This is a genomic window from Metapseudomonas otitidis, from assembly GCF_011397855.1.
Lineage (GTDB): Bacteria > Pseudomonadota > Gammaproteobacteria > Pseudomonadales > Pseudomonadaceae > Metapseudomonas > Metapseudomonas otitidis.
The window spans coordinates 1,259,714-1,280,596 of the sequence record NZ_AP022642.1; the positions used below are offsets into that span (position 1 = coordinate 1,259,714).

Annotated in this window: 19 protein-coding genes; 13 read left to right on the plus strand and 6 right to left on the minus strand. The window is 68.1% G+C overall.

Annotated elements, in window-relative coordinates; all coding sequences use genetic code 11:
• The first annotated feature begins 2 nt into the window (after positions 1-2).
• Positions 3-797, plus strand: a complete 795-nt coding sequence (locus PotMrB4_RS05890) for a YfaP family protein (protein WP_044409798.1) — start codon at positions 3-5, stop codon at positions 795-797.
• A 343-nt stretch (positions 798-1,140) separates the two neighbouring features.
• On the opposite strand, the gene PotMrB4_RS05895 is transcribed toward PotMrB4_RS05890, so the two are convergent.
• From PotMrB4_RS05895 to gatC, 5 genes are all read right to left on the minus strand, one after another.
• On the minus strand, positions 1,141-1,527 hold the full coding sequence (locus PotMrB4_RS05895; protein ID WP_172432774.1) for a carboxymuconolactone decarboxylase family protein: 387 nt from the start codon (positions 1,525-1,527) through the stop codon (positions 1,141-1,143).
• 13 nt (positions 1,528-1,540) lie between these two features.
• Positions 1,541-1,930: a septal ring lytic transglycosylase RlpA family protein gene (locus PotMrB4_RS05900; RefSeq protein WP_044409792.1), complete on the minus strand. Its 390-nt coding sequence runs from the start codon at positions 1,928-1,930 to the stop codon at positions 1,541-1,543.
• 143 nt (positions 1,931-2,073) lie between these two features.
• Entirely contained in the window at positions 2,074-3,519 is a 1,446-nt protein-coding gene (gene gatB / locus PotMrB4_RS05905) for an Asp-tRNA(Asn)/Glu-tRNA(Gln) amidotransferase subunit GatB (protein ID WP_172432775.1), read from the minus strand.
• Positions 3,520-3,530: 11 nt separating this feature from the next.
• Entirely contained in the window at positions 3,531-4,982 is a 1,452-nt protein-coding gene (gene gatA / locus PotMrB4_RS05910) for an Asp-tRNA(Asn)/Glu-tRNA(Gln) amidotransferase subunit GatA (RefSeq protein ID WP_142011905.1), read from the minus strand.
• Positions 4,983-4,997: 15 nt separating this feature from the next.
• On the minus strand, positions 4,998-5,285 hold the full coding sequence (gene gatC, locus PotMrB4_RS05915) for an Asp-tRNA(Asn)/Glu-tRNA(Gln) amidotransferase subunit GatC (protein WP_074971634.1): 288 nt from the start codon (positions 5,283-5,285) through the stop codon (positions 4,998-5,000).
• Positions 5,286-5,507: 222 nt separating this feature from the next.
• On the opposite strand from gatC, the gene mreB reads away from it, so the two are divergent.
• Genes mreB through tldD form a run of 8 tightly spaced genes read left to right on the plus strand, consistent with a single transcriptional unit; the run spans position 5,508 to position 16,364 of the window.
• Complete coding sequence (gene mreB / locus PotMrB4_RS05920) at positions 5,508-6,545, plus strand: rod shape-determining protein MreB (protein ID WP_021217765.1); 1,038 nt, start codon at positions 5,508-5,510, stop codon at positions 6,543-6,545.
• A 33-nt stretch (positions 6,546-6,578) separates the two neighbouring features.
• Entirely contained in the window at positions 6,579-7,592 is a 1,014-nt protein-coding gene (gene mreC, locus PotMrB4_RS05925) for a rod shape-determining protein MreC (RefSeq protein WP_074971633.1), read from the plus strand.
• Complete coding sequence (gene mreD / locus PotMrB4_RS05930; RefSeq protein ID WP_044409775.1) at positions 7,592-8,080, plus strand: rod shape-determining protein MreD; 489 nt, start codon at positions 7,592-7,594, stop codon at positions 8,078-8,080. The genes mreC and mreD overlap by 1 nt, the downstream gene beginning before the upstream one ends.
• Positions 8,081-8,128: 48 nt before the next feature.
• On the plus strand, positions 8,129-8,722 hold the full coding sequence (locus PotMrB4_RS05935; protein ID WP_172432776.1) for a Maf family protein: 594 nt from the start codon (positions 8,129-8,131) through the stop codon (positions 8,720-8,722).
• Between the two features lie 9 nt (positions 8,723-8,731).
• Entirely contained in the window at positions 8,732-10,189 is a 1,458-nt protein-coding gene (rng, locus tag PotMrB4_RS05940) for a ribonuclease G (RefSeq protein WP_172432777.1), read from the plus strand.
• A gap of 13 nt (positions 10,190-10,202) precedes the next feature.
• Positions 10,203-14,030, plus strand: a complete 3,828-nt coding sequence (locus tag PotMrB4_RS05945) for a YhdP family protein (RefSeq protein ID WP_172432778.1) — start codon at positions 10,203-10,205, stop codon at positions 14,028-14,030.
• Positions 14,031-14,070: 40 nt separating this feature from the next.
• Positions 14,071-14,919 carry a carbon-nitrogen hydrolase family protein gene (locus PotMrB4_RS05950; protein WP_172432779.1) on the plus strand — a complete coding sequence of 283 codons (849 nt, stop codon included), beginning with the start codon at positions 14,071-14,073 and terminating at the stop codon, positions 14,917-14,919.
• A 2-nt stretch (positions 14,920-14,921) separates the two neighbouring features.
• Positions 14,922-16,364, plus strand: coding sequence for a metalloprotease TldD (gene tldD / locus PotMrB4_RS05955; protein ID WP_044409760.1), 1,443 nt, complete (start codon positions 14,922-14,924; stop codon positions 16,362-16,364).
• Positions 16,365-16,426: 62 nt separating this feature from the next.
• Here tldD and yjgA read toward each other — a convergent pair whose 3' ends face one another.
• Positions 16,427-16,948, minus strand: a complete 522-nt coding sequence (yjgA, locus tag PotMrB4_RS05960; protein WP_044409758.1) for a ribosome biogenesis factor YjgA — start codon at positions 16,946-16,948, stop codon at positions 16,427-16,429.
• Positions 16,949-17,090: 142 nt separating this feature from the next.
• Here yjgA and pmbA point away from each other — a divergent pair, with 142 nt between their 5' ends.
• From pmbA to PotMrB4_RS05980, 4 genes are all read left to right on the plus strand, one after another.
• Positions 17,091-18,437, plus strand: coding sequence for a metalloprotease PmbA (gene pmbA / locus PotMrB4_RS05965; protein ID WP_044409756.1), 1,347 nt, complete (start codon positions 17,091-17,093; stop codon positions 18,435-18,437).
• A gap of 188 nt (positions 18,438-18,625) precedes the next feature.
• Positions 18,626-19,021: a hypothetical protein gene (locus PotMrB4_RS05970; RefSeq protein ID WP_044409753.1), complete on the plus strand. Its 396-nt coding sequence runs from the start codon at positions 18,626-18,628 to the stop codon at positions 19,019-19,021.
• Entirely contained in the window at positions 19,014-20,390 is a 1,377-nt protein-coding gene (locus PotMrB4_RS05975) for a class II fumarate hydratase (protein ID WP_172432780.1), read from the plus strand. The genes PotMrB4_RS05970 and PotMrB4_RS05975 overlap by 8 nt, the downstream gene beginning before the upstream one ends.
• A gap of 50 nt (positions 20,391-20,440) precedes the next feature.
• Positions 20,441-20,878: a hypothetical protein gene (locus tag PotMrB4_RS05980; RefSeq protein ID WP_172432781.1), complete on the plus strand. Its 438-nt coding sequence runs from the start codon at positions 20,441-20,443 to the stop codon at positions 20,876-20,878.
• The last annotated feature ends 5 nt before the right edge of the window (positions 20,879-20,883 follow it).

Genomic DNA, 20,883 nt, shown 5'->3' on the forward strand with positions numbered 1-20,883 from the left:
CCATGCGCTGCGCCTCCCTTGCTTCCCTGTTCCTGGCCCTGACGCCGCTGCTCGCCAGCGCCGAGGTGCGACTCGACACGCCGCGCGGTGGCTGGCGCGAAGGCGCCGGCTCGGGCGAGCACTTCATGCAGGAGGTCAACTATCCGGCCTCCTCGGTGAACACCGCGTCGGACCAGGCCGATACCGCGCTGATCAAGGGCGCGATCACCGGCATGCCGAAGGCTGCCAGCGGCCCCGGCACCCTGGTGGTCAACGGCGTGAGCATGCCGCTGAAGGTGGACGAGGACGGCAGCTTCCAGCGGCCCTTCGTGTTCCCCTCCGGCAGCAACAGCGTCGAAGTGCGCAGCCCGGACGGCAAGCAATCCCACCGCGTGCAGTTCTACAGCCGGGCCAAGGGCGGCGTACCGGCACGCATGCGCGTGGTGCTCTCCTGGGATGCCGACAACACCGACCTGGACCTGCATCTGGTGACGCCGGACGGCGCCCACATCTGGTACGGCGACCGCAGCGCGCCCAACGGCACGGCGCTGGACGTGGACGTGACCACCGGCTACGGCCCGGAAATGATCGCCAGCCCGACCCCGCTCAAGGGGCAGTACCTGGTGTATGTGAACTACTACGGCGGCGGTTACTACGGCAGCGACGACGGCACCGAAGGCCCTGCCCAGCCGCTGATCACCGCCCAGGTGACGGTCATCACCGAGGAAGGCACACCGAGCGAGAAGCAGGAAAACTTCATCGTGCCCATGCGCCAGCCGGGCGAACTCACCCTGGTGAAGAGCTTCAGCTACCCCTGATCGGTTCTTTGGGCTGAGCCTCGGCGCATGCGGGGGCGCCTGGGGCGGTGGATCGATGGTGCGCGAACCGCCCTACGCGTCGTATGAGCGCCGAGTGGTGGGCACGACGTTGGTCTGGTGAGCGGGTTTGATGCGGTTCGCGGGCTCACCACATCCTACGGGTGAAGGCGTGCCGGCGGCTGGGGCTTATCGGTCGCTCTCCCTCAAGATCTGCCAGCCCTCGCGGAACCGAAGGGGGGCCGGGCGGCGTTCCGCTTCAGCCCACCATCGAAGCCGCTGGCAGCTCCGTTGGTGGATGGAAAAGCGCCATCCCCCTACGCTTTCCCCACCCATCGTTCCGGCGTCAGCCCTGCGGGTTGGCCTGCCAGGCGTCGACCACTTCCTGGGCGGCGCGGAAGGCGTCGATGGCGGCCGGTACGCCGGCGTACACCGCGCAGTGCAGCAGCGCTTCGCGGATTTCCTCCACGCTGCAGCCATTGTTCAAGGCCCCGCGCACGTGGCCTTTCAGCTCCTGGGGGCACTTCAGGGCGGTGAGGGCGGCGAGGGTGATGAGGCTGCGGGTCTTGCGGTCGAGCCCTTCGCGGTTCCATACGCCGCCCCAGGCGTGTTCGTTGACGAAGTCCTGCAGGGGCTGGGTGAATTCGGTGGCATTGCCCAGGGCTCGGTCGACGAAGGCGTCGCCCATCACTTCGCGGCGGACCTGGACGCCGGGTTTGCGTGCGTCGCTCATGGTGATTCTCCAGTCAGTCGAGGGATTCCAGCCGCACCGGGGCCACGCCGCTGCGCAGCATGTCCAGCGCTTCGGCGGCGCGGCGCGAGAGGTCGATGAGGCGGCCGCGCGTGTGGGGGCCGCGGTCATTGATGCGCACCACGACGCTGCGGTCGTTGTTCAGGTTGGTGACTTTCACCCGGGTGCCGAAGGGCAGGGTGCGGTGGGCGGCGGTGAGGGCGTTCTGGTCGAAGCGCTCGCCGCTGGCGGTGCGCTTGCCGTGGTGGCGTGCGCCGTAGTACGAGGCTTCGCCGTCCTCACGGTAGGTGCCGCCGGTTTCACCGGAAAAGAAGCCGGGGGTGCTGCAGCCGGCCAGCAGGGCCAGGCCGGCCAATAGCGGAAGTGAGCTGAGGGATCGCCACATCAGGACGTCTCCAGGAAGCGGTTGACCGGTGCTTGTGCGCAGCATCGGGCTTCCTGACGCTGCACCGGGTCAACCGGGAATCCCGTTCCGGCCCTCCCTGGCCGGTCGTTCGCCGGGCCAACCCATGGGTTGGCCAGTCCGGCTCACCCTTCGAGCTTTTTCTTCAGCAGTTCGTTCACTTGCCCCGGATTGGCCTTGCCCTTGGAGGCTTTCATGGCCTGGCCGACGAAGAAGCCGAACATCTTGCCGCGCTTGGCTTCGTCGCTGGCGCGGTACTGCTCGACCTGCTCGGCGTTGGCGGCGAGGACTTCGTCGAGCATGGCTTCGATGGCACCGGAATCGGTGACCTGCTTGAGGCCCTTCTTCTCGATGATCGCGTCGGCGCTGCCTTCACCGGCGGCCATAGCTTCGAAGACCATCTTGGCGATCTTGCCGGAGATGGTGTTGTCCTTGATGCGCAGGATCATGCCGCCCAGGTGCTCGGCGGAAACCGGCGATTGCTCGATCTCCAGGCCGTCCTTGTTGAGCAGGCTGGAGAGCTCGCCCATCACCCAGTTGGCGGCCAGCTTGGCGTCGCCGCAGGTGCGCTGCACGGCCTCGAAGTAGTCGGCCATCTCGCGGCTGGCGGAGAGCACGCTGGCATCGTAGGCGGAGAGGCCGAACTGGCTCTCGAAACGCTCGCGCTTCTGCACCGGCAGCTCCGGCAGCTGGGCGCGCACTTCGTCGAGGAAGCTCTGCTCGATCACCACCGGCAGCAGGTCGGGGCAGGGGAAGTAGCGGTAGTCGTTGGCTTCTTCCTTGCTGCGCATGGAGCGGGTTTCGTTGGCTGCCACGTCGTAGAGCACGGTTTCCTGGACGATCTTGCGGCCGGATTCCAGTTCGTCGATCTGCCAGGCGATCTCGGCGTTGATAGCGCGCTCGATGAACTTGAACGAGTTGACGTTCTTGATCTCGCGGCGGGTGCCGAACTCGGTCTGGCCCTTGGGGCGCACCGAGACGTTGCAGTCGCAGCGCAGGGAGCCTTCGGCCATGTTGCCGTCGCAGATGCCGAGGTAGCGCACCAGGGCGTGGATGGCCTTGGCGTAGGCGACGGCTTCCTTGGCGCTGCGCATCTCCGGCTCGGAGACGATCTCCAGCAGCGGGGTGCCGGCACGGTTCAGGTCGATGCCGCTCATGCCGTGGAAGTCTTCGTGCAGGCTCTTGCCAGCGTCCTCTTCCAGGTGCGCGCGGGTGATGCCGATGCGGCGGACGGTGCCGTCTTCCAGGGTGATGTCCAGGTGGCCCTTGCCGACGATGGGCAGGTCCATCTGGCTGGTCTGGTAGCCCTTGGGCAGGTCCGGGTAGAAGTAGTTCTTGCGGGCGAAGACGTTGCGCGCGCCGATCTCGGCGTCGATGGCCAGGCCGAACTTGAGCGCCATGCGCACGGCTTCCGCGTTGAGCACCGGCAGGGTGCCGGGCATGCCCAGGTCAACCAGGCTGGCCTGGGTGTTGGGTTCGGCGCCGAAGGTGGTGGCGCTGGCGGAGAAGATCTTCGATTGGGTGCTGAGCTGTGCGTGGATTTCCAGCCCGATCACGGTTTCCCATTGCATGTGTGTCGTCCTCAGAATCCGGCCGGGGCCTGTTTGTGCCAGTCGGTGACCTGCTGGTACTGGTGGGCCACGTTGAGCAGGCGGCCTTCCTGGAAGTAGGGCGCAAGCAGCTGCACGCCCACCGGCAGGCCGTCGACGAAGCCGGCGGGCATGGACAGCCCCGGCAGGCCGGCGAGGTTGGCGGTGATGGTGTAGATGTCTTCCAGGTACTCGGCGACGGGGTCGTTGTTCTTCGCGCCCAGTTTCCAGGCCGGGTTGGGCGTGGTCGGGCCGAGGATGACGTCGACATCGGCGAAGGCCGCGACGAAGTCGTTCTTGATCAGGCGGCGGATCTTCTGGGCCTTGAGGTAGTAGGCGTCGTAGTAGCCGGCGGACAGGGCGTAGGTGCCGACCATGATGCGGCGCTTCACTTCGCTGCCGAAGCCTTCGGCGCGGGAGCGCTTGTACAGGTCCATCAGGTCCTTGGGGTCTTCGCAGCGGTGGCCGAAGCGCACGCCGTCGAAGCGCGACAGGTTGGAGCTGGCCTCGGCCGGGGCGATGACGTAGTAGGCCGGGATGGCGTGCTGCATGTTGGGCAGCGAGATGTCCTTGACGGTGGCGCCGAGCTTCTTCAGCTCTTCCACCACGGCCATCACCGCCGCGCCGATGCGCGCGTCGAGGCCGGCACCGAAGTACTCCTTCGGCAGGCCGATGCGCAGGCCGGCCAGGGGCTGGGCGAGGGCGGCGAGGTAGTCGTCCACCGGGGCGTCGACGCAGGTGCTGTCCTTCGGGTCGAAGCCGGCAATGGCGCCGAGCATCAGGGCGCAGTCCTCGGCGGTGCGGGCCAGCGGGCCGCCCTGGTCGAGGCTGGAGGCGTAGGCCACCATGCCCCAGCGCGATACGCGGCCGTAGGTGGGCTTGATGCCGGTGAGGTTGGTAAAGGCGGCGGGCTGGCGGATCGAGCCGCCGGTGTCGGTGCCGGTGGCGGCGGGCACCAGGCGCGCCGCGACGGCGGCGGCGGAGCCACCGGAGGAGCCGCCGGGCACGCGGTCCAGCGCCCAGGGGTTCTTCACCGGGCCGTAGTGGCTGGATTCGTTGGCGGAGCCCATGGCGAACTCGTCCATGTTCAGCTTGCCGAGGGTGACGGCGCCGGCGGCCTTGAGCTTCGCGACCACGGTGGCGTCATAGGGCGCCTTGAAGTTGTCGAGCATCTTCGAGCCGCAGCTGGTGCGCACATCGAGGGTGCAGAACAGGTCCTTGTGGGCGATCGGCGCACCGAGCAGGGCGCCGTTCTCGCCGGCGGCGCGACGGGCGTCGGCGGCACGCGCCTGTTCCAGGGCCTGGTCGGCGGTGATGGTGATGAAGCTGTTGAGCTGCGGGTCGAGGGTCTGGATGCGCGCCAGCAGGGCGCTGCTCAGCTCCTCGGAGGAGAATTCCTTGGCGGCCAGCGCGCGGGCGATCTCGGCCAGGGTCAATTGATGCATGGGGTAACCCTTTCCTTAGTCGATGACTTTGGGGACGAGGTAGAGGCCGTTCTCGACGGCCGGTGCGATGGCCTGGTAGGCGTCGCGGTGGTTCTCCTCGGTCACTTCGTCAGCGCGCAGGCGCTGGGTGGCTTCGAGGGGGTGGGCCAGCGGCTCGACGCCGTCGGTGTCCACGGCCTGCATCGCATCGATCAGGCCGAGGATGTTGTTCAGGGTCTCGGTGGTACGCGGGATATCGCCTTCGTTCAGGCCCAGACGGGCCAGGTGGGCGATCTTTTCCACGTCGGAGCGTTCAAGCGCCATCGGGTTCTCCAACTGAAAATGCGGTGGCCGCCGGGGGCATCCGACCGGGTGGGAGGAGGGTCGGGAACGGTACCGCGAACGGGCGGTCAAAGGCCGCGATGATGGGCCCGGAGGCCCAGAAAAACCGGCAATTTAGCACAACGCCTGCCTTGCCCAAAATCCCTGCCGTTGTTAGAGTTTGCCGCACTTTTTTACCCACGCGTTGCCTAGGGTCCCTCTCCCATGTTCAAGAAACTGCGTGGCATGTTTTCCAGTGATCTGTCGATCGACCTGGGCACTGCCAATACCCTTATTTATGTGCGCGAACGCGGCATCGTCCTGAACGAGCCGTCCGTGGTCGCGATCCGCAACCACGGCAACCAGAAGAGCGTCGTGGCCGTCGGTACCGAAGCCAAGCGCATGCTCGGTCGTACTCCCGGCAATATTTCCGCCATCCGCCCGATGAAAGACGGTGTGATCGCTGACTTCAGCGTCTGCGAGAAGATGCTGCAGTACTTCATCAACAAGGTTCACGAGAACAGCTTCCTGCAGCCCAGCCCCCGTGTGCTGATCTGCGTACCGTGCAAGTCGACCCAGGTCGAGCGCCGTGCTATCCGTGAGTCCGCGCTGGGCGCCGGTGCCCGCGAGGTGTTCCTCATCGAAGAACCCATGGCTGCGGCCATCGGTGCCGGCCTGCCGGTCGAGGAAGCCCGTGGTTCCATGGTCGTCGACATCGGCGGCGGCACCACCGAGATCGCCCTGATCTCCCTGAACGGCGTGGTCTATGCCGAATCCGTACGCGTGGGCGGCGACCGTTTCGACGAGTCCATCGTCACCTACGTGCGCCGCAACTACGGCAGCCTGATCGGCGAATCCACCGCCGAGCGCATCAAGCAGGAAATCGGCACCGCCTTCCCCGGTGGCGAGGTCCGCGAGATCGACGTCCGTGGCCGCAACCTGGCCGAAGGCGTGCCGCGCAGCTTCACCCTGAACTCCAACGAAGTGCTCGAAGCGCTGCAGGAGTCCCTGGCGACCATCGTCCAGGCGGTGAAGAGCGCGCTGGAGCAATCCCCGCCGGAACTGGCGTCCGACATCGCCGAGCGTGGCCTGGTGCTCACCGGCGGTGGCGCCCTGCTGCGTGACCTGGACAAGCTGCTCTCCCAGGAAACCGGCCTGCCGGTGATCGTCGCCGAGGACCCGCTGACCTGCGTGGCCCGTGGCGGCGGCCGTGCCCTGGAAATGATGGATCGCCACGCGATGGACCTGCTCTCCACCGAGTAAGGTCGGAGAGCCCATTCGCCTTAGGAGCGGCCCATCAAACCGCTATTCGCCAAGGGACCCTCGCTCGGCGTGCGCTTGCTGGCGTTCGCCGTGCTGTCCGCTGCCCTGATGGTGGTGGACGCCCGCTTCGAGACCCTCAAGCCCGTTCGCAGCCAGCTGGGATCGGTCCTTACGCCCTTCTACTGGCTGGCGGACTTGCCCGTGCGCGTGTGGGACGGCATCAGTGACCAGTTCACCAGCCGCAGCGTGCTCATCGCCGAGAACGAGAAACTCAAGGCCGAGGCCCTGCTGATGCAGCGCCGGCTGCAGAAGCTGGCGGCCCTCACCGAGCAGAACGTGCGCCTGCGCGAGCTGCTCAACTCGTCCGCCCTGGTGGACGAGAAGGTGCTGGTGGGCGAGCTGATCGGCGTCGACCCCAACCCCTTCACCCACCGCATCCTCATCGACAAGGGCGAGAAGGATGGCGTGTTCCTCGGCCAGCCGGTGCTCGACGCCCGTGGCCTGATGGGGCAGGTGGTGGAAGTCATGCCCTACACCTCCCGCGTGCTGCTGCTCACCGACACCACCCACAGCATCCCGGTGCAGGTGAACCGCAACGGCCTGCGCGCCATCGCCAGCGGCACCGGCAACCCGGAGCGCCTGGAACTGCGCCATGTGGCCGATACCGCCGACATCAAGGAAGGCGACCTGCTGGTGAGTTCCGGCATGGGCCAGCGCTTCCCGGCGGGCTACCCGGTGGCCACCGTGAAGGAAGTCATCCACGACTCCGGTCAGCCCTTCGCCATCGTCCGCGCGGTGCCCACCGCCGCCCTCAACCGCAGCCGCTACGTGCTGCTGGTATTCACTGACACCCGGAGCCCCGAGGAGCGTGCCAACGCCGCTGCCGAGGCCCAGGAAGCCGCCGACCGCGAGGCCGCCAGCAAGGCCGCCCAGCCCCAGGGCGCTGCACAGCCGGCACCGGCTGCGACGCCTGCTGCATCCCCGGCACCTGCAGCCGCGCCCGCAGCGCCTGCCCAGGCGGCCCCCGCTTCCCGAGGCAACCACTGATGGCCACTGCGCGCCCCCGCAATGGCTGGGTGATCGGCTTCAGCCTGCTGGTCTCCCTGCTGCTCAGCGTCGCGCCGATGCCCAGCTTCATGGAGGTCGGTCGCCCGCTGTGGCCCGCCCTGCTGCTGACTTACTGGACCCTGGCGCTGCCCCAGCGCGTGGGCATGACCACCGCCTGGATCGTCGGCATCGCCCAGGACGTGCTCTACGGCTCGCTGCTGGGGCAGAACGCCCTGGTGCTGGCCCTGGTCACCTTCCTCGTGCTCAATCTGCACCAGCGCCTGCGCATGTTCCCCATGTGGCAACAGAGCCTGGTGCTGATGGTGGTCTTCGGCCTGGCGCAACTGGTGCAGCTCTGGCTCAACGCCCTCACCGGCAACCGCCCGCCGACCCTCTTGTTCCTCCTGCCCGCCCTGGTGAGCGGGCTGCTCTGGCCCTGGGTCTTCGCCGCCATGCGCGGCCTGAGTCGGCGCCTCAACGTCCACTGATCGCCTTGCGGCCATGCCGCGGGGTCTTCTCGACATGGAGAAGTCTGCATGGCCACGCTCCACCTGGCCTCCGGATCGCCCCGCCGCCGCGAACTGCTGGCGCAGATCGGCGTTCCCTTCCAGCCCCTGGGCGCCCCCATCGATGAAACCCCGCTGTCTGGCGAGTCCGCGCCGGCCTACGTCGAGCGCCTGGCCCGGGAAAAGGCCGCCGCCGGCCTGGCTGCGCTGGGCGCTGCGAGCGACGGCCACTGCGTACTGGGTGCCGACACCGCCGTGGTGCTGGACGGTCGCATCCTCGGCAAGCCCCTGGACCGTGACGACGCCCTGGCCATGCTGGCCGCGCTTTCCGGGCGCGAGCACCAGGTGCTCACCGCCGTGGCCCTGGCCGACGGCTCCCGCTGCGTCTCCCGCCTGGTGACCAGCCGGGTGCGCTTCCGTGACATCTCCCTGGCCGAGCGCGAGGCCTACTGGGCCAGCGGCGAGCCCACCGACAAGGCTGGCGGCTATGCCATCCAGGGCCTGGGCGCGGTCTTCGTCGCCGATCTGCAGGGCAGCTATTCCGCCGTGGTCGGGCTACCGTTGCTGGAAACGGCGGAACTACTCGGGCAGTTCGGCATTCCTTGTTGGCAGCGCCTCAGGTAGGTTTTCAGCATGAGCGAAGAGATCCTGATCAATATCACGCCGATGGAATCGCGCGTGGCGGTGGTGGAGAACGGCGTGCTGCAGGAAGTGCACGTCGAGCGGACCCAGCGTCGCGGCATCGTCGGCAACATCTACAAGGGCAAGGTAGTGCGCGTGCTGCCGGGCATGCAGGCGGCGTTCGTCGACATCGGCCTGGACCGCGCCGCCTTCATCCACGCCTCGGAAATCTCCACCCGTGAAGGCAGTGCGGTGGAGAACATCACCGGGCTGGTGCATGAAGGGCAGAGCCTGGTGGTGCAGGTCACCAAGGACCCCATCGGCACCAAGGGCGCGCGCCTGACCACCCAGCTGTCGATCCCCTCGCGCTACCTGGTGTACATGCCGCGCACTGCCCACGTGGGCATCTCCCTGAAGATCGAGGACGAAGCCGAGCGCGAGCGCCTCAAGCAGGTGGTGGCCGATTGCGTTGCCGCCGAGGGTATCGAGGAAGTCGGCGGCTTCATCCTGCGCACGGCCGCCGATGGTGCTCGTCGCGAAGACATCCTGGTGGACATCCGCTACCTGCGTCGCCTGTGGGAGCAGATCTCCGGGCAGATGCAGACCGCCTCCACCCCCTCGGTGATCTACGAGGACCTGAGCCTGGCCCTGCGCACGGTGCGTGACCTGGTGAACCCGCGTATCGAGAAGATCCGCATCGACTCCCGCGAGACCTTCCAGAAGGTCACCCAGTTCGTCGACGAACTGATGCCCGAGATCGCCGACCGCCTGGAGCACTACCCCGGCGAACGGCCGATCTTCGACCTGTACGGCGTCGAGGACGAGATCCAGAAGGCCCTGGAGCGCAAGGTGCTGCTGAAGTCCGGCGGCTACCTGATCATCGACCCCACCGAGGCGATGACCACCATCGACGTGAACACCGGCGCCTTCGTCGGCCACCGGACCCTGGAAGAGACCATCTTCAAGACCAACCTCGAGGCCGCCACTGCCATCGCCCGCCAGCTGCGCCTGCGCAACCTCGGCGGGATCATCATCATCGACTTCATCGACATGGAAGACGAGGAGCACCAGCGCCAGGTCCTGCGGACCCTGGAAAAGCAGCTGGAGCGCGACCACGCCAAGACCAACATCATCGGCATCACCGAGCTGGGCCTGGTGCAGATGACCCGCAAGCGCACCCGCGAAAGCCTCATGCAGAACCTCTGCGAGCCCTGCCCGAGCTGCCAGGGGCGCGGCATGCTGAAGACGCCGGAAACCATCTGCTACGAGATCTTCCGCGAAATCCTCCGCGAGGCCCGCGCCTACCAGGCCGAGGGCTACCGGGTGCTGGCCAACCAGAAGGTGGTGGACCGCCTGCTGGACGAGGAGTCCGGCAACGTCGCCGACCTGGAGGCCTTCATCGGACGCACCATCAAGTTCCAGGTCGAGGCCATGTATTCCCAGGAGCAGTACGATGTCGTCCTGCTCTGAGGGCCCCCGCTGAATGGCGCGCCAGGGTCTGCTGCTGGTCACCCTCCTAAGAACCCTCCTGGCCCTCTGTGCACTGGGGCTGGTGTTGGCTGCGCTCTATGTCAGCCTCGGTCGGCAACTGGTGCCGATGGTGGCGGAGTACCGCGACGACCTGCGCACCCGCGCCAGCGATGCCTTGGGCCAGGATGTCGAGATCGGCGCCCTGGAAGGCAGCTGGCAGGGCTTTGCGCCCGTGGTGGTGGCCCGTGACGTGGTCATCGGCCAGGGCGACGAGGTGTTGCGGCTGGATCAGGTCCGGCTGGTGCCGGACGTGCTCGGCAGCCTCCTGCAGCGCGCGCCGAAGCTGGTCAGCATCGAACTCGATGGCCTGAACCTGCAGGTGGTGCAGGGCGAAAGCGGCCATTGGGCCGTCGCGGGCGTCCCGTCCCGTCCCGATTCCCCCGCGCTGCGCCCCGCCCAACTGATCCAGGGCTTCCAGTCCGTGGGCCGGTTCGCGTTGGTCAACAGCCAGGTCACCGTTCAGCCCTGGCAACAGAAGCCGGTCACCTTCACCTATGTCGAGGCGGCACTCTCCGGCAGCGCATCGTCCCAGCAACTGGAGGGGCGCCTGGTGCTGGCCGACGGGCAGCCGCTGAGCCTGCGCCTGGACACCCGCCTGGACCCTGAGGACTGGCTGGCCAGCGAAGCCCGTGCCTACCTGAGCCTGCCCCAGACCGACTGGGCCCGCTGGTTGCCCAAGTCGATCGCCAACGATTGGCGCCTGAGCAAGGTGCTGGGTGGCGGTGAGCTGTGGGCGGAGTGGTCCCGTGGCGAACTGCGCCGCGCGGTGAGCCGGTTGCGTGTCGGTGAGCTGAAAGGCAGCCGTCGCGACCAGGCCCTGGTGACCCTCCAGGACCTCGCGGTGGATGCCTATTTCGACCGCACCGAAGCCGGCATGCGCCTGCAGCTGGACTCGCTGTCCATGACCGTGGGCGAGCAGCGCTGGGGCGGCGTGCACCTGCTGGCCGAAGAGGCTGGAAGCGAGGACGCGCGGGAATGGCGTGTGCGTGCCGACCGCATCGACCTGCAACCCCTGGTCCCCCTGGTCAAGGGGCTTGCGCCCCTCAACGACCTGGCACGGGAACTGGTGGATGGCCTCGATCCCAAGGGTGCCCTGCGCAATGTGCAGGCGATCTGGCGACCGGATGCCCCCCTCGGCCAGCGCCTGGCCTACAGCACCAACCTGGAGCGCCTGAGCTTCGGCGCCGTGCACGGCGCGCCGGCGGCGGAGAACGTCAGCGGCAGCCTGACCGGCAACCTGGCCGGCGGCGAACTGCGCCTGGACGCCGATGACTTCGCCCTGCACCTCGACCACCTGTTCCCCAAGCCCTGGCATTACCGCGAAGCCCACGCCCGGCTGACCTGGGCTCTGGATGAACAGGCCTTCACCCTGATCGCTCCCTACCTGCGGGTGGAGGGCGAGGAGGGCCACATCGCCGGTGACTTCCTCATCCGCCTGCTGCGCGACCCGGCCGGCGAGGACTACATGGACCTGCGCGTCGGCCTCAGCCAGGGCGACGCGCGCTTCACCGAGAAGTACCTGCCGACGCTGTCCTCCGGCCTCAGCCCGGAGCTGGCGGAGTGGCTCAAGCGCTCGATCAAGGGCGGCGGCATCGACGAGGGCTTCTTCCAGTACCAGGGCTCCCTGTTGCACGCCTCGCCGCCGGAGGCGCGCTCCATCAGCCTGTTCTTCAAGGTGCGTGACGCCCAGCTCGACTACCAGCCCGGCTGGCCGGCCCTGACCGACGCCCGGGGCGACGTGTTCGTCGAGCACACCGGCGTGCGGGTTCGGGTGCCCAGCGGGCGCATCCTCGACAGCCAGGTGAGTGATGCCCGCGCCGACGTGCCCCACGTGGACAGCGGCAAGGTGCCCCACCTGAAGCTGACCGCCAGGCTCGACAGCAGCTTCGCCGACGGGCTGACGATCCTCCAGCAGGCGCCGACCCTCGCCGCACAGGTGATGGCCGGTTGGCAGGGCGAAGGCACCCTGGATGGCAACCTGGACCTGGACATCCCCCTGGCGAAGGCCGGCGGGGAGCCGCGTGTGGTGGTCGACCTCGCCACCCAGGACGCGCGCCTGCGCTTCGCCACTCCGAGTCTCGAACTCAGCGCCCTGAACGGCGCTTTCCGCTACGACACGGCCAGCGGCCTGAGCAGCAAGGACATCCGCGCCCGGGTCTTCGGCCGCGACGTTGCCGCCCGTGCCACCGCCGAAGGCCGCAACGGCCAGGCGCGCAGCCGCATCCAGGCCAACGGCGTGGTGGCGCTGAAGGACCTGACCGCCTGGCTCGGCGTCAATCGTCCGCTGCCGGTCAGCGGTGCCGTGCCCTATCGGCTCGACCTGCTGCTGGACGGCAAGGACAGCCAACTGAAAGTGGACTCGACCCTCAAGGGCGTGGCCATCGATCTGCCGGCGCCCTTTGGCAAGCCCGCCGAGGCCGTGCGCGACAGCCAGTGGCGCATGACCCTGGACGGCGCCGAGCGACGCTACTGGTTCCAGTACGGCGACCTTGCCGACCTGGCGCTGGCGGCCCCGGCCAACGATTTTTCCGGCGCTCGTGGCGAGCTGATGCTCGGCTCCGGGCGCGCCGTGCTGCCGACCGCTCGCGGCGTGCGCGTGCGGGGCGTGCTGGATGACCTCGACCTGGCCGCCTGGCAGGCCGTGCGTCAGCGTTACGCCGAGAAGGATGCCGGCAATGCCGTCGGCCTGTTGCAAAGCGCTGATCTGCGCATCGGCCGGTTCAGCGGCATGGGGCTGGAGCTGCAGGACTTCCGCGTTGGCCTGCAACGGGGCGATGCGGCCTGGAAGGTGGACCTGGACAGCAACCTGCTGCAGGGCACCATCAGCCTCCCGGACGCCCAGGGCGCACCGGTGGCGCTGGACCTGGCGCGCCTGCGCCTGCCCAAGCCGGCGGACGACGACAAGGACGACACGCCCGGTCCCGACCCGCTCAAGGATCACGACCCCCATTCCCTCCCTGCGCTGGACGTGCGCATCGCCCAGGTCCAGCTGGGCGACGAGCCGCTGGGCGCCTGGTCGTTCAAGGCGCGTCCGGTGGCCAGCGGCACCCAGTTCAGCGAGCTGTCGCTGGACCTCAAGGGGCTGCACATCGACGGCGCCCTCGGCTGGGAAGGCAGCGCGGGTGCCAGCAGCACCTGGTACAAGGGGCGCCTGGAGGGCAAGAACCTCGCCGACGTGCTGCTGGCCTGGAAGTACGCCCCCACCGCCACCAGCGAGCGCTTCCGCCTGGACGTGGATGGGCGCTGGCCCGGCTCGCCGGCCTGGGTCAGCCTGAAACGCTTCAACGGTTCCCTCGATGCCGCGCTGCGCAAGGGCCAGTTCGTCGAGGCCGACGGCAGTGCCCAGGCCCTGCGGGTGTTCGGCCTGCTCAACTTCAACTCCATCGGCCGCCGCCTGCGCCTGGACTTCTCCGACCTGCTGGGCAAGGGCCTGGCCTACGACCGGGTGAAGGGCGTGCTGGAGGGCACCGACGGGGTCTTCGTGACCCGCAAGCCCATCGTGCTCGAAGGGCCCTCCAGCGGGCTGGAGCTCAATGGCACCCTGGACATGGCCCACGAGAGCATCGACGCCAAGCTGCTGGTGACCCTGCCGGTGACCAACAACCTGCCGCTCGCCGCACTGATCGTCGGCGCCCCGGCCATTGGCGGTGCGCTTTTCGTGGTGGACAAGCTGCTGGGGGACCGGGTCGCCCGCTTCGCCAGCGTGCAGTACAAGGTGCGCGGCCCCCTGCAGGACCCGAAGTTCACCTTCGACAAGCCGTTCGAGAAACCCGATTCATGACGGGCCGTTGCATGGCCGTTGTCGTACGCCGGAGGACGCCATGGAGTTCGCGGTAATCCAGATGACCAGCCAGGACGACGTCCTGGCCAACCTCGACGCCGCTCGGCGCCTGCTGGCCGACGCGGCAGGGCAGGGCGCGCGCCTGGCCGTGCTGCCGGAGAACTTCGCCGCCATGGGCCGGCGCGACCTGGCTCGGCTGGGGCAGGCCGAGGCCCGTGGCGAAGGGCCGGTCCTGCCCTGGTTGAAACAGACTGCCCGCGACCTCAGGTTATGGATCGTGGCCGGCACCTTGCCGCTGCCACCCGAAGGCCGCCCGGACGGCAAGCCCAACGCCTGCTCGCTGCTGGTGGATGAGCACGGCGAACGGGTCGCGCGCTATGACAAGATCCACCTGTTCGACGTGGATGTGGCCGATGCCCGGGGACGCTATCGCGAGTCCGACGACTACGCCTTCGGCGACCACGTGGTGCTGGCCGATACGCCGGTCGGGCGCCTGGGGCTGACGGTCTGCTATGACCTGCGCTTCCCCGAGCTGTACGGCGCATTGCGCGAGGCCGGGGCCGAGTTGATCACCGCGCCATCGGCATTCACGGCGGTGACCGGTGCGGCGCATTGGGAGGTGCTGGTACGCGCCCGCGCCATCGAGACCCAGTGCTACCTGCTGGCGGCCGGGCAGGGCGGCGTTCATCCGGGGCCTCGGGAAACCCATGGGCATTCGTCTATCGTCGATCCATGGGGGCGTGTCCTGGCCGAGGCCGGAAAGGGAGAGGCGGTACTGCTGGCCCGGCGCGATGCCGAGGAGCAGCGGGCGATCCGCCAACGAATGCCGGTGACGGCACACAGACGATTCAAGACGCCGGCCGAACCCGCGCCGGTGATTACGGAGTAGCTATGAGCCAGATGTTGTTATCCGTCAGTGACCGCCTGCTGGCGCCGGGCGGCCTTGCCATCGAGCAGTTGCAGGGTGTTCTCGGCGAGGTGGCCGGTCCGGGCATCGATGCCGCCGACCTGTATTTCCACGGGCTGGTTTCCGAGTCCTGGGTGCTGGAGGACGGCATCGTCAAGGACGGCAGCTTCCACCTCGACCAGGGCGTGGGCGTGCGTGCCCAGTCCGGCGAGAAGACCGGCTTCGCCTACAGCAACGCCATCACCCCCGAGGCACTGAGCCAGGCGGCCCGCGCGGCCCGCTCCATCGCCCGTGCCGGGCAGCAGGGGCGCGTGCAGGCCTTCGCCAGCCCCGAGGTGGCCCGGCTCTATGCGCCGGACAGCCCGCTGGACGTGATCAGCCGTGCCGAGAAGGTCGCGCTGCTGCAGCGCATCGACCAGGCCACCCGCGCGCTCGACCCTCGCATCAAGCAGGTCACCGTGAGCATGGCCGGGGTCTGGGAGCATGTGCTGGTGGCCGCCAGCGACGGCAGCCTGGGCAGCGATGTGCGCCCGCTGGTGCGTTTCAACGTCAGTGTGATCGTCGAGCAGAACGGTCGCCGCGAACGCGGTGGCCACGGCGGCGGCGGGCGGACCGACTACCGCTACTTCCTCCAGGAAGACCGTGCCATGGGCTACGCCCGCGAGGCGCTGCGCCAGGCGCTGGTGAACCTGGAAGCGGTGCCGGCACCGGCCGGCACGCTGCCGGTGGTGATGGGCGCCGGCTGGTCCGGCGTGCTGCTGCACGAGGCGGTGGGCCACGGCCTGGAAGGCGATTTCAACCGCAAGGGCAGTTCGGCCTACAGCGGCCGCATCGGCGAGAAGGTCGCCTCCAGCCTGTGCACCATCGTCGATGACGGCACCCTGGCCGGTCGCCGTGGTTCGCTGAGCGTGGACGACGAAGGCACCCCGACCCAGTGCACCACGCTGATCGAGAACGGCGTGCTCAAGGGCTACATGCAGGACAAGCTCAATGCGCGGCTGATGGGCGTGGCGCCCACCGGCAACGGCCGTCGCGAGTCCTACGCGCACCTGCCGATGCCGCGCATGACCAACACCTACATGCTGGCGGGGGAGAGCGACCCGGAGGAGATCATCGCCTCGGTCCAGCGCGGCATCTACTGCGCCAACCTCGGCGGTGGCCAGGTGGACATCACCAGCGGCAAGTTCGTGTTCTCCACCAGCGAGGCGTACCTGATCGAGAACGGCAAGATCACCGCGCCGGTGAAGGGCGCGACGCTGATCGGCAACGGGCCGGAGGCGATGAGCCGGGTGTCCATGGTGGGCAACGACCTGGCACTGGACAGCGGCGTGGGGACGTGTGGCAAGGACGGGCAGTCGGTGCCCGTGGGCGTCGGTCAGCCGACGCTGAAGATCGATGCGATCACTGTGGGAGGCACCGGCGCCTGATGTGGCGCGGTGCTACGGGCCGTTGGCCCCGGCGTGGCCGGGGTGCGGGCCCGTGGCGGTCTTCAGCGCAGGCCGCGCTGGATTTCGTCCAGTTCGCGGATGTACTTGAAGACCTTGCGTGCGGCGGCGGGTGGCTTGTTGCGGGCCGCTTCGTGCTGGGCATGGCGGATCAGGCCGCGCAGGTGCTGGCGGTCGGTGTCCGGGTAGTCGGCCACGAAGGCTTCGAGGGTTTCGTCGTCGCCGGCGATCAGGCGATCACGCCAGCGTTCGAGGCTGTGGAAGCGCTCGTTGTATTCGCGGGTGGTGTTGTCGACCTGGTCCACCATGGCGACGATGGCCTCGACATCCTGCTCGCGCATCAGCTTGCCGATGTACTGCAGGTGGCGTTTGCGGGCGATGTGGGCCTTGTGCTTGGGCGCCTCGACCAGGGCCTTGCGCAGCGCATCGGTGAGCGGGAGCTTGTCCTGCATGTCGGGCTTGAGGGTGGTCAGGCGTTCGCCCAGGTCCTGCAGGGCCTGCAGCTCGCGTTTGACCTGGGACTTGCTCTTCTCTCCGGAGAAGTCGTCGTCGAGATATTCAGGCATGGGGGTGGTCCAGTGGAAAACGCCGCCATGATAACCAGTCGGAGGGGGATTGTCCGTCCCGGCTGGCGCCGCGTTCGCGGCGGGTGGGGCAGGGCGCGCGGCGCCCGCCCCGTCGAAACGGGTTTGAGAAATCGGAGTGGCTATGAGTGACGTACAAGGTGTTGGCCCGCAGGCCCTTCCGGAGCTGCAGGCGCAGGTAGAGCGCATCATCGCCGAGGCCGCCCGCCAGGGCGCGACGGCCTGCGAGGTGGCGGTGTCGATGGAGCAGGGGCTGTCCACCACGGTGCGTCAGCGCGAGGTGGAAACGGTGGAGTTCAACCGTGACCAGGGCTTCGGCATCACCCTTTATGTAGGGCAGCGCAAGGGCTCGGCGAGCACCTCGGCCAGCGGCGAAGAGGCCATTCGCGAGACCGTGGCGGCGGCCCTGGCGATTGCCAAGCACGCCTCGGAAGACGACTGCGCGGGGTTGGCCGACCCGGCCCTGATGGCCCGCGACCTGCCGGAGCTGGACCTCTACCACCCCTGGGCCATCAGCCCGGAGCAGGCGGTGGAGCTGGCGCTCACCTGTGAAGCGGCGGCCTTCGATGCCGATCCGCGCATCACCAATGCCGACGGCACCACCCTCAGCACCCACCAGGCCTGCCGCGTGTACGGCAACAGCCATGGCTTCGTCGGGGGCTACGCCAGCACCCGCCACAGCCTGAGCTGCGTGATGATCGGCGGCAGCGAAGGCCAGATGCAGCGTGACTACTGGTACGACGTGAACCGCATTGGCACCCAGCTGGCGGATCCGGCGAGCATCGGTCGCCGCGCCGCCGAGCGCACCGTCAGCCGTCTGGGGGCCCGGGCGGTACCCACCTGCGAGGTGCCGGTGCTATTCGCAGCGGAGCTGGCCACGGGGTTGTTCGGCAGCTTCCTGTCGGCCATTTCCGGCGGCAACCTGTACCGCAAGTCCTCCTTCCTGGAGGGCGCGCTGGGCCAGCGCCTGTTCCCCGAATGGCTGAGCATCGATGAGCGCCCGCACATCCCGCGCGCCATGGCCAGCGCGGCGTTCGACAACGATGGCCTGGCCACTTACGCCAAGCCGTTCGTGGAGAAGGGCGACCTGGTGTCCTATGTGCTGGGCACCTATTCCGGGCGCAAGCTCGGCCTGCCGAGCACGGCCAATGCCGGCGGCGTGCACAACCTGTTCGTCAGCCACGGCCCGGAAGACCAGAAGGCGCTGCTGCGCCGCATGGGGCGTGGCCTGTTGGTGACGGAGCTGATGGGGCAGGGGCTGAACATGGTGACCGGCGACTATTCCCGTGGTGCGGCCGGCTACTGGGTGGAGAATGGCGAGATCCAGTTCCCGGTGCAGGAAGTGACCATCGCCGGCAACCTGAAGGACATGTTCCGCCAGATCCTCGCTGTGGGCTCCGACCTGGAGATGCGCGGCAACATCCGTACTGGCTCGGTGTTGATCGAGCGGATGACTGTTGCTGGCAGCTGATCGCCTCCACACGCTCCGCCCCTGAGAACGCGCCCAATGGGCGCGTTTTCGTTTCTTTTTCTGCTTTTTCAAGCGCTTTCATCGAAACGCAGCCCACGGCTGGCGAGCGGGCCTGCACAACGGCGCTTGGCAATTATCTCTAAATATTATTATTCTCATTCGCGAATGATTTTCGTTAGAGGTTTGCCATGCAGTCCTGCCGCGAGGAAAACCCGGCTACCGCCCGCTGGCGCTCGACCGGCCTGCGCATCCGCTGCGCGCTGTGTCCGGACGAGCCGCGCCTGCTGGTGCGCTACCTGAACGAGGCCCGGCAACTGGCCGAGCGCCAAGGCGCCTCGCCCTGGCGCATCTTCGAGGCCTGCCTCGACCTGCTGCTGCGCAGCGCGGAAGACCGGGCGCTCCCGGCCCACTGGCGGGCGCAGTGCCTGGACTACGCCTACCTCCCCCTGCAGGAGCTGCGCCACCACGCGCGCAGCTCTGCCCTGCAGCGCCGCCTTCGCGCGCTGCAATGGCGCCTGGCGACCCTGAACCTGGCGCCGTCCCTCCGCTACCACGATCCCGAAGAAGGAGCCCAGCGTGACTGACACCCGAATCGAACGCGACAGCATGGGCGAGCTGGCCGTGCCCGCCCATGCCCTCTATGGCGCCCAGACCCAGCGGGCGGTGAACAACTTCCCGGTGTCCGGCCTGCGGATGCCGGCGCCCTTCATCCGCGCCCTGATCCTGGCGAAGGCGGCGGCGGCCCGCGCCAACGTGGAACTGGAGCAGATCAGCCCGGCCATGGGCGATGCCATCGTGGGGGCCTGCCAGGAGCTGTTGGCTACGGACTTCATGGCGCACTTCCCGGTGGATGTGTTCCAGACCGGCTCCGGCACCAGTTCCAACATGAACGCCAACGAGGTGATCGCCACGTTGGCCGGGCGCCTGCTCGGCGAGCCGGTGAGCCCCAACGACCACGTGAACTGCGGGCAGAGCAGTAATGACGTGATCCCCTCCAGCATCCACATCAGCGCGGCCATCGAACTCACCGAGGGCCTGCTGCCGGCGCTGGGTCACCTGCTGCAGGTGCTGTGCGAGAAGTCCCTGGCGGTCCGCCCTTATGTGAAGACCGGGCGTACCCACCTGATGGATGCCATGCCGGTGCGCATGAGCCAGGTACTCGATGGCTGGGCGCAGCAGGTGCAAAGCAACATCGAGCACCTGCGTGCGCTGCTGCCGAGCCTGTTGCAACTGGCCCAGGGCGGCACGGCAGTAGGCACCGGGATCAACGCCCACCCGCGTTTCGCCGAACGCTTCTGCGACGAGCTGAATACCCTGACCGGCCTGCGCTTCGCCCCTGGCAGCAACTTCTTCGCCCTGATCGGTTCCCAGGACACCGCCGTGGCCCTGTCCGGACAACTGAAGACGGTGGCGGTGTCGCTGATGAAGATCGCCAACGACCTGCGCTGGATGAACTCGGGGCCGCTGGCCGGGCTGGCTGAGATCGAGCTGGAGGCCCTGCAGCCGGGCTCTTCGATCATGCCGGGCAAGGTCAACCCGGTGATTCCGGAAGCGACGGCGATGGTGGCCGCCCAGGTCATCGGCAACGACGCCGCCATCACCCTGGCGGGGCAGTCCGGCAACTTCGAGCTGAACGTGATGCTGCCGCTGGTGGCCCACAACCTGCTGGGCAGCCTGCAGCTGCTCACCACCAGCAGCCGACTGCTGGCGGACCGCGCCGTGGCGAGCTTCACCGTCAACCAGCCGAAGCTGCAGGAGGCGCTGTCGCGCAACCCCATCCTGGTGACGGCGCTGAACCCCATCATCGGCTACCTGAAGGCGGCGGAAATCGCCAAGCAGGCCTACCGCGAGGGGCGCCCGGTGATCGATGTGGCCGAGGAGCACACCGCACTGTCCCGGGCCGAGCTGGAGCAGTTGCTCAACCCCGAGAAACTCACCGAGGGCGGCCTCTAGCCGCTCCACCGGGCGCCGCTCCGGTGGCGTCCCTGTTCTGGAGGTGTCGCATGGAATATTGGAAACGCATCATCACGGCGGGCAACCGCTGCTTCCACGACGGGGACTGGATCGAGGCGCGCGAGCTCTACCTGCGTGCGCTGGCCCAGGCGCAGATGCTGCTGGAGCGTTGGCCGGAACCGGCCGAGGCGGTGTCCGCACTGGTGGTGTCGTACCACAACCTGGGTGACCTGCACCTGATGCTGGAGCAGCCGGAGGAGACCGCCGAGTACCTCTGCGCCTGCCACGAGCGCCTGCTGCAGCTGGTGTATGACGCTCGCCAGCCGCAGGACCTGCGGGAGATGGCGCAGCGCCACAGTGGGCGGACCTACGCCACGCTGATGCAGTTCATTCAGGACCACGGCACCTACCCGCGCACCGACCGCTTGCTGGACCGCGGCGCCCCCGTCGCCCGCCGAGCAGCCGTCATGAGCCGCCATTACCACTGAGAGAG

Bases quoted from the DNA above. Each gene is read 5' to 3' on its own strand.
- PotMrB4_RS05890 (WP_044409798.1), top strand. From the start codon at position 3: ATGCGCTGCGCCTCCCTTGCTTCCCTGTTCCTGGCCCTGACGCCGCTG.
- PotMrB4_RS05895 (WP_172432774.1), bottom strand. From the start codon at position 1,527: ATGAGCGACGCACGCAAACCCGGCGTCCAGGTCCGCCGCGAAGTGATG.
- PotMrB4_RS05900 (WP_044409792.1), bottom strand. From the start codon at position 1,930: ATGTGGCGATCCCTCAGCTCACTTCCGCTATTGGCCGGCCTGGCCCTG.
- gatB (WP_172432775.1), bottom strand. From the start codon at position 3,519: ATGCAATGGGAAACCGTGATCGGGCTGGAAATCCACGCACAGCTCAGC.
- gatA (WP_142011905.1), bottom strand. From the start codon at position 4,982: ATGCATCAATTGACCCTGGCCGAGATCGCCCGCGCGCTGGCCGCCAAG.
- gatC (WP_074971634.1), bottom strand. From the start codon at position 5,285: ATGGCGCTTGAACGCTCCGACGTGGAAAAGATCGCCCACCTGGCCCGT.
- mreB (WP_021217765.1), top strand. From the start codon at position 5,508: ATGTTCAAGAAACTGCGTGGCATGTTTTCCAGTGATCTGTCGATCGAC.
- mreD (WP_044409775.1), top strand. From the start codon at position 7,592: ATGGCCACTGCGCGCCCCCGCAATGGCTGGGTGATCGGCTTCAGCCTG.
- PotMrB4_RS05935 (WP_172432776.1), top strand. From the start codon at position 8,129: ATGGCCACGCTCCACCTGGCCTCCGGATCGCCCCGCCGCCGCGAACTG.
- rng (WP_172432777.1), top strand. From the start codon at position 8,732: ATGAGCGAAGAGATCCTGATCAATATCACGCCGATGGAATCGCGCGTG.
- PotMrB4_RS05945 (WP_172432778.1), top strand. From the start codon at position 10,203: ATGGCGCGCCAGGGTCTGCTGCTGGTCACCCTCCTAAGAACCCTCCTG.
- PotMrB4_RS05950 (WP_172432779.1), top strand. From the start codon at position 14,071: ATGGAGTTCGCGGTAATCCAGATGACCAGCCAGGACGACGTCCTGGCC.
- tldD (WP_044409760.1), top strand. From the start codon at position 14,922: ATGAGCCAGATGTTGTTATCCGTCAGTGACCGCCTGCTGGCGCCGGGC.
- yjgA (WP_044409758.1), bottom strand. From the start codon at position 16,948: ATGCCTGAATATCTCGACGACGACTTCTCCGGAGAGAAGAGCAAGTCC.
- pmbA (WP_044409756.1), top strand. From the start codon at position 17,091: ATGAGTGACGTACAAGGTGTTGGCCCGCAGGCCCTTCCGGAGCTGCAG.
- PotMrB4_RS05970 (WP_044409753.1), top strand. From the start codon at position 18,626: ATGCAGTCCTGCCGCGAGGAAAACCCGGCTACCGCCCGCTGGCGCTCG.
- PotMrB4_RS05980 (WP_172432781.1), top strand. From the start codon at position 20,441: ATGGAATATTGGAAACGCATCATCACGGCGGGCAACCGCTGCTTCCAC.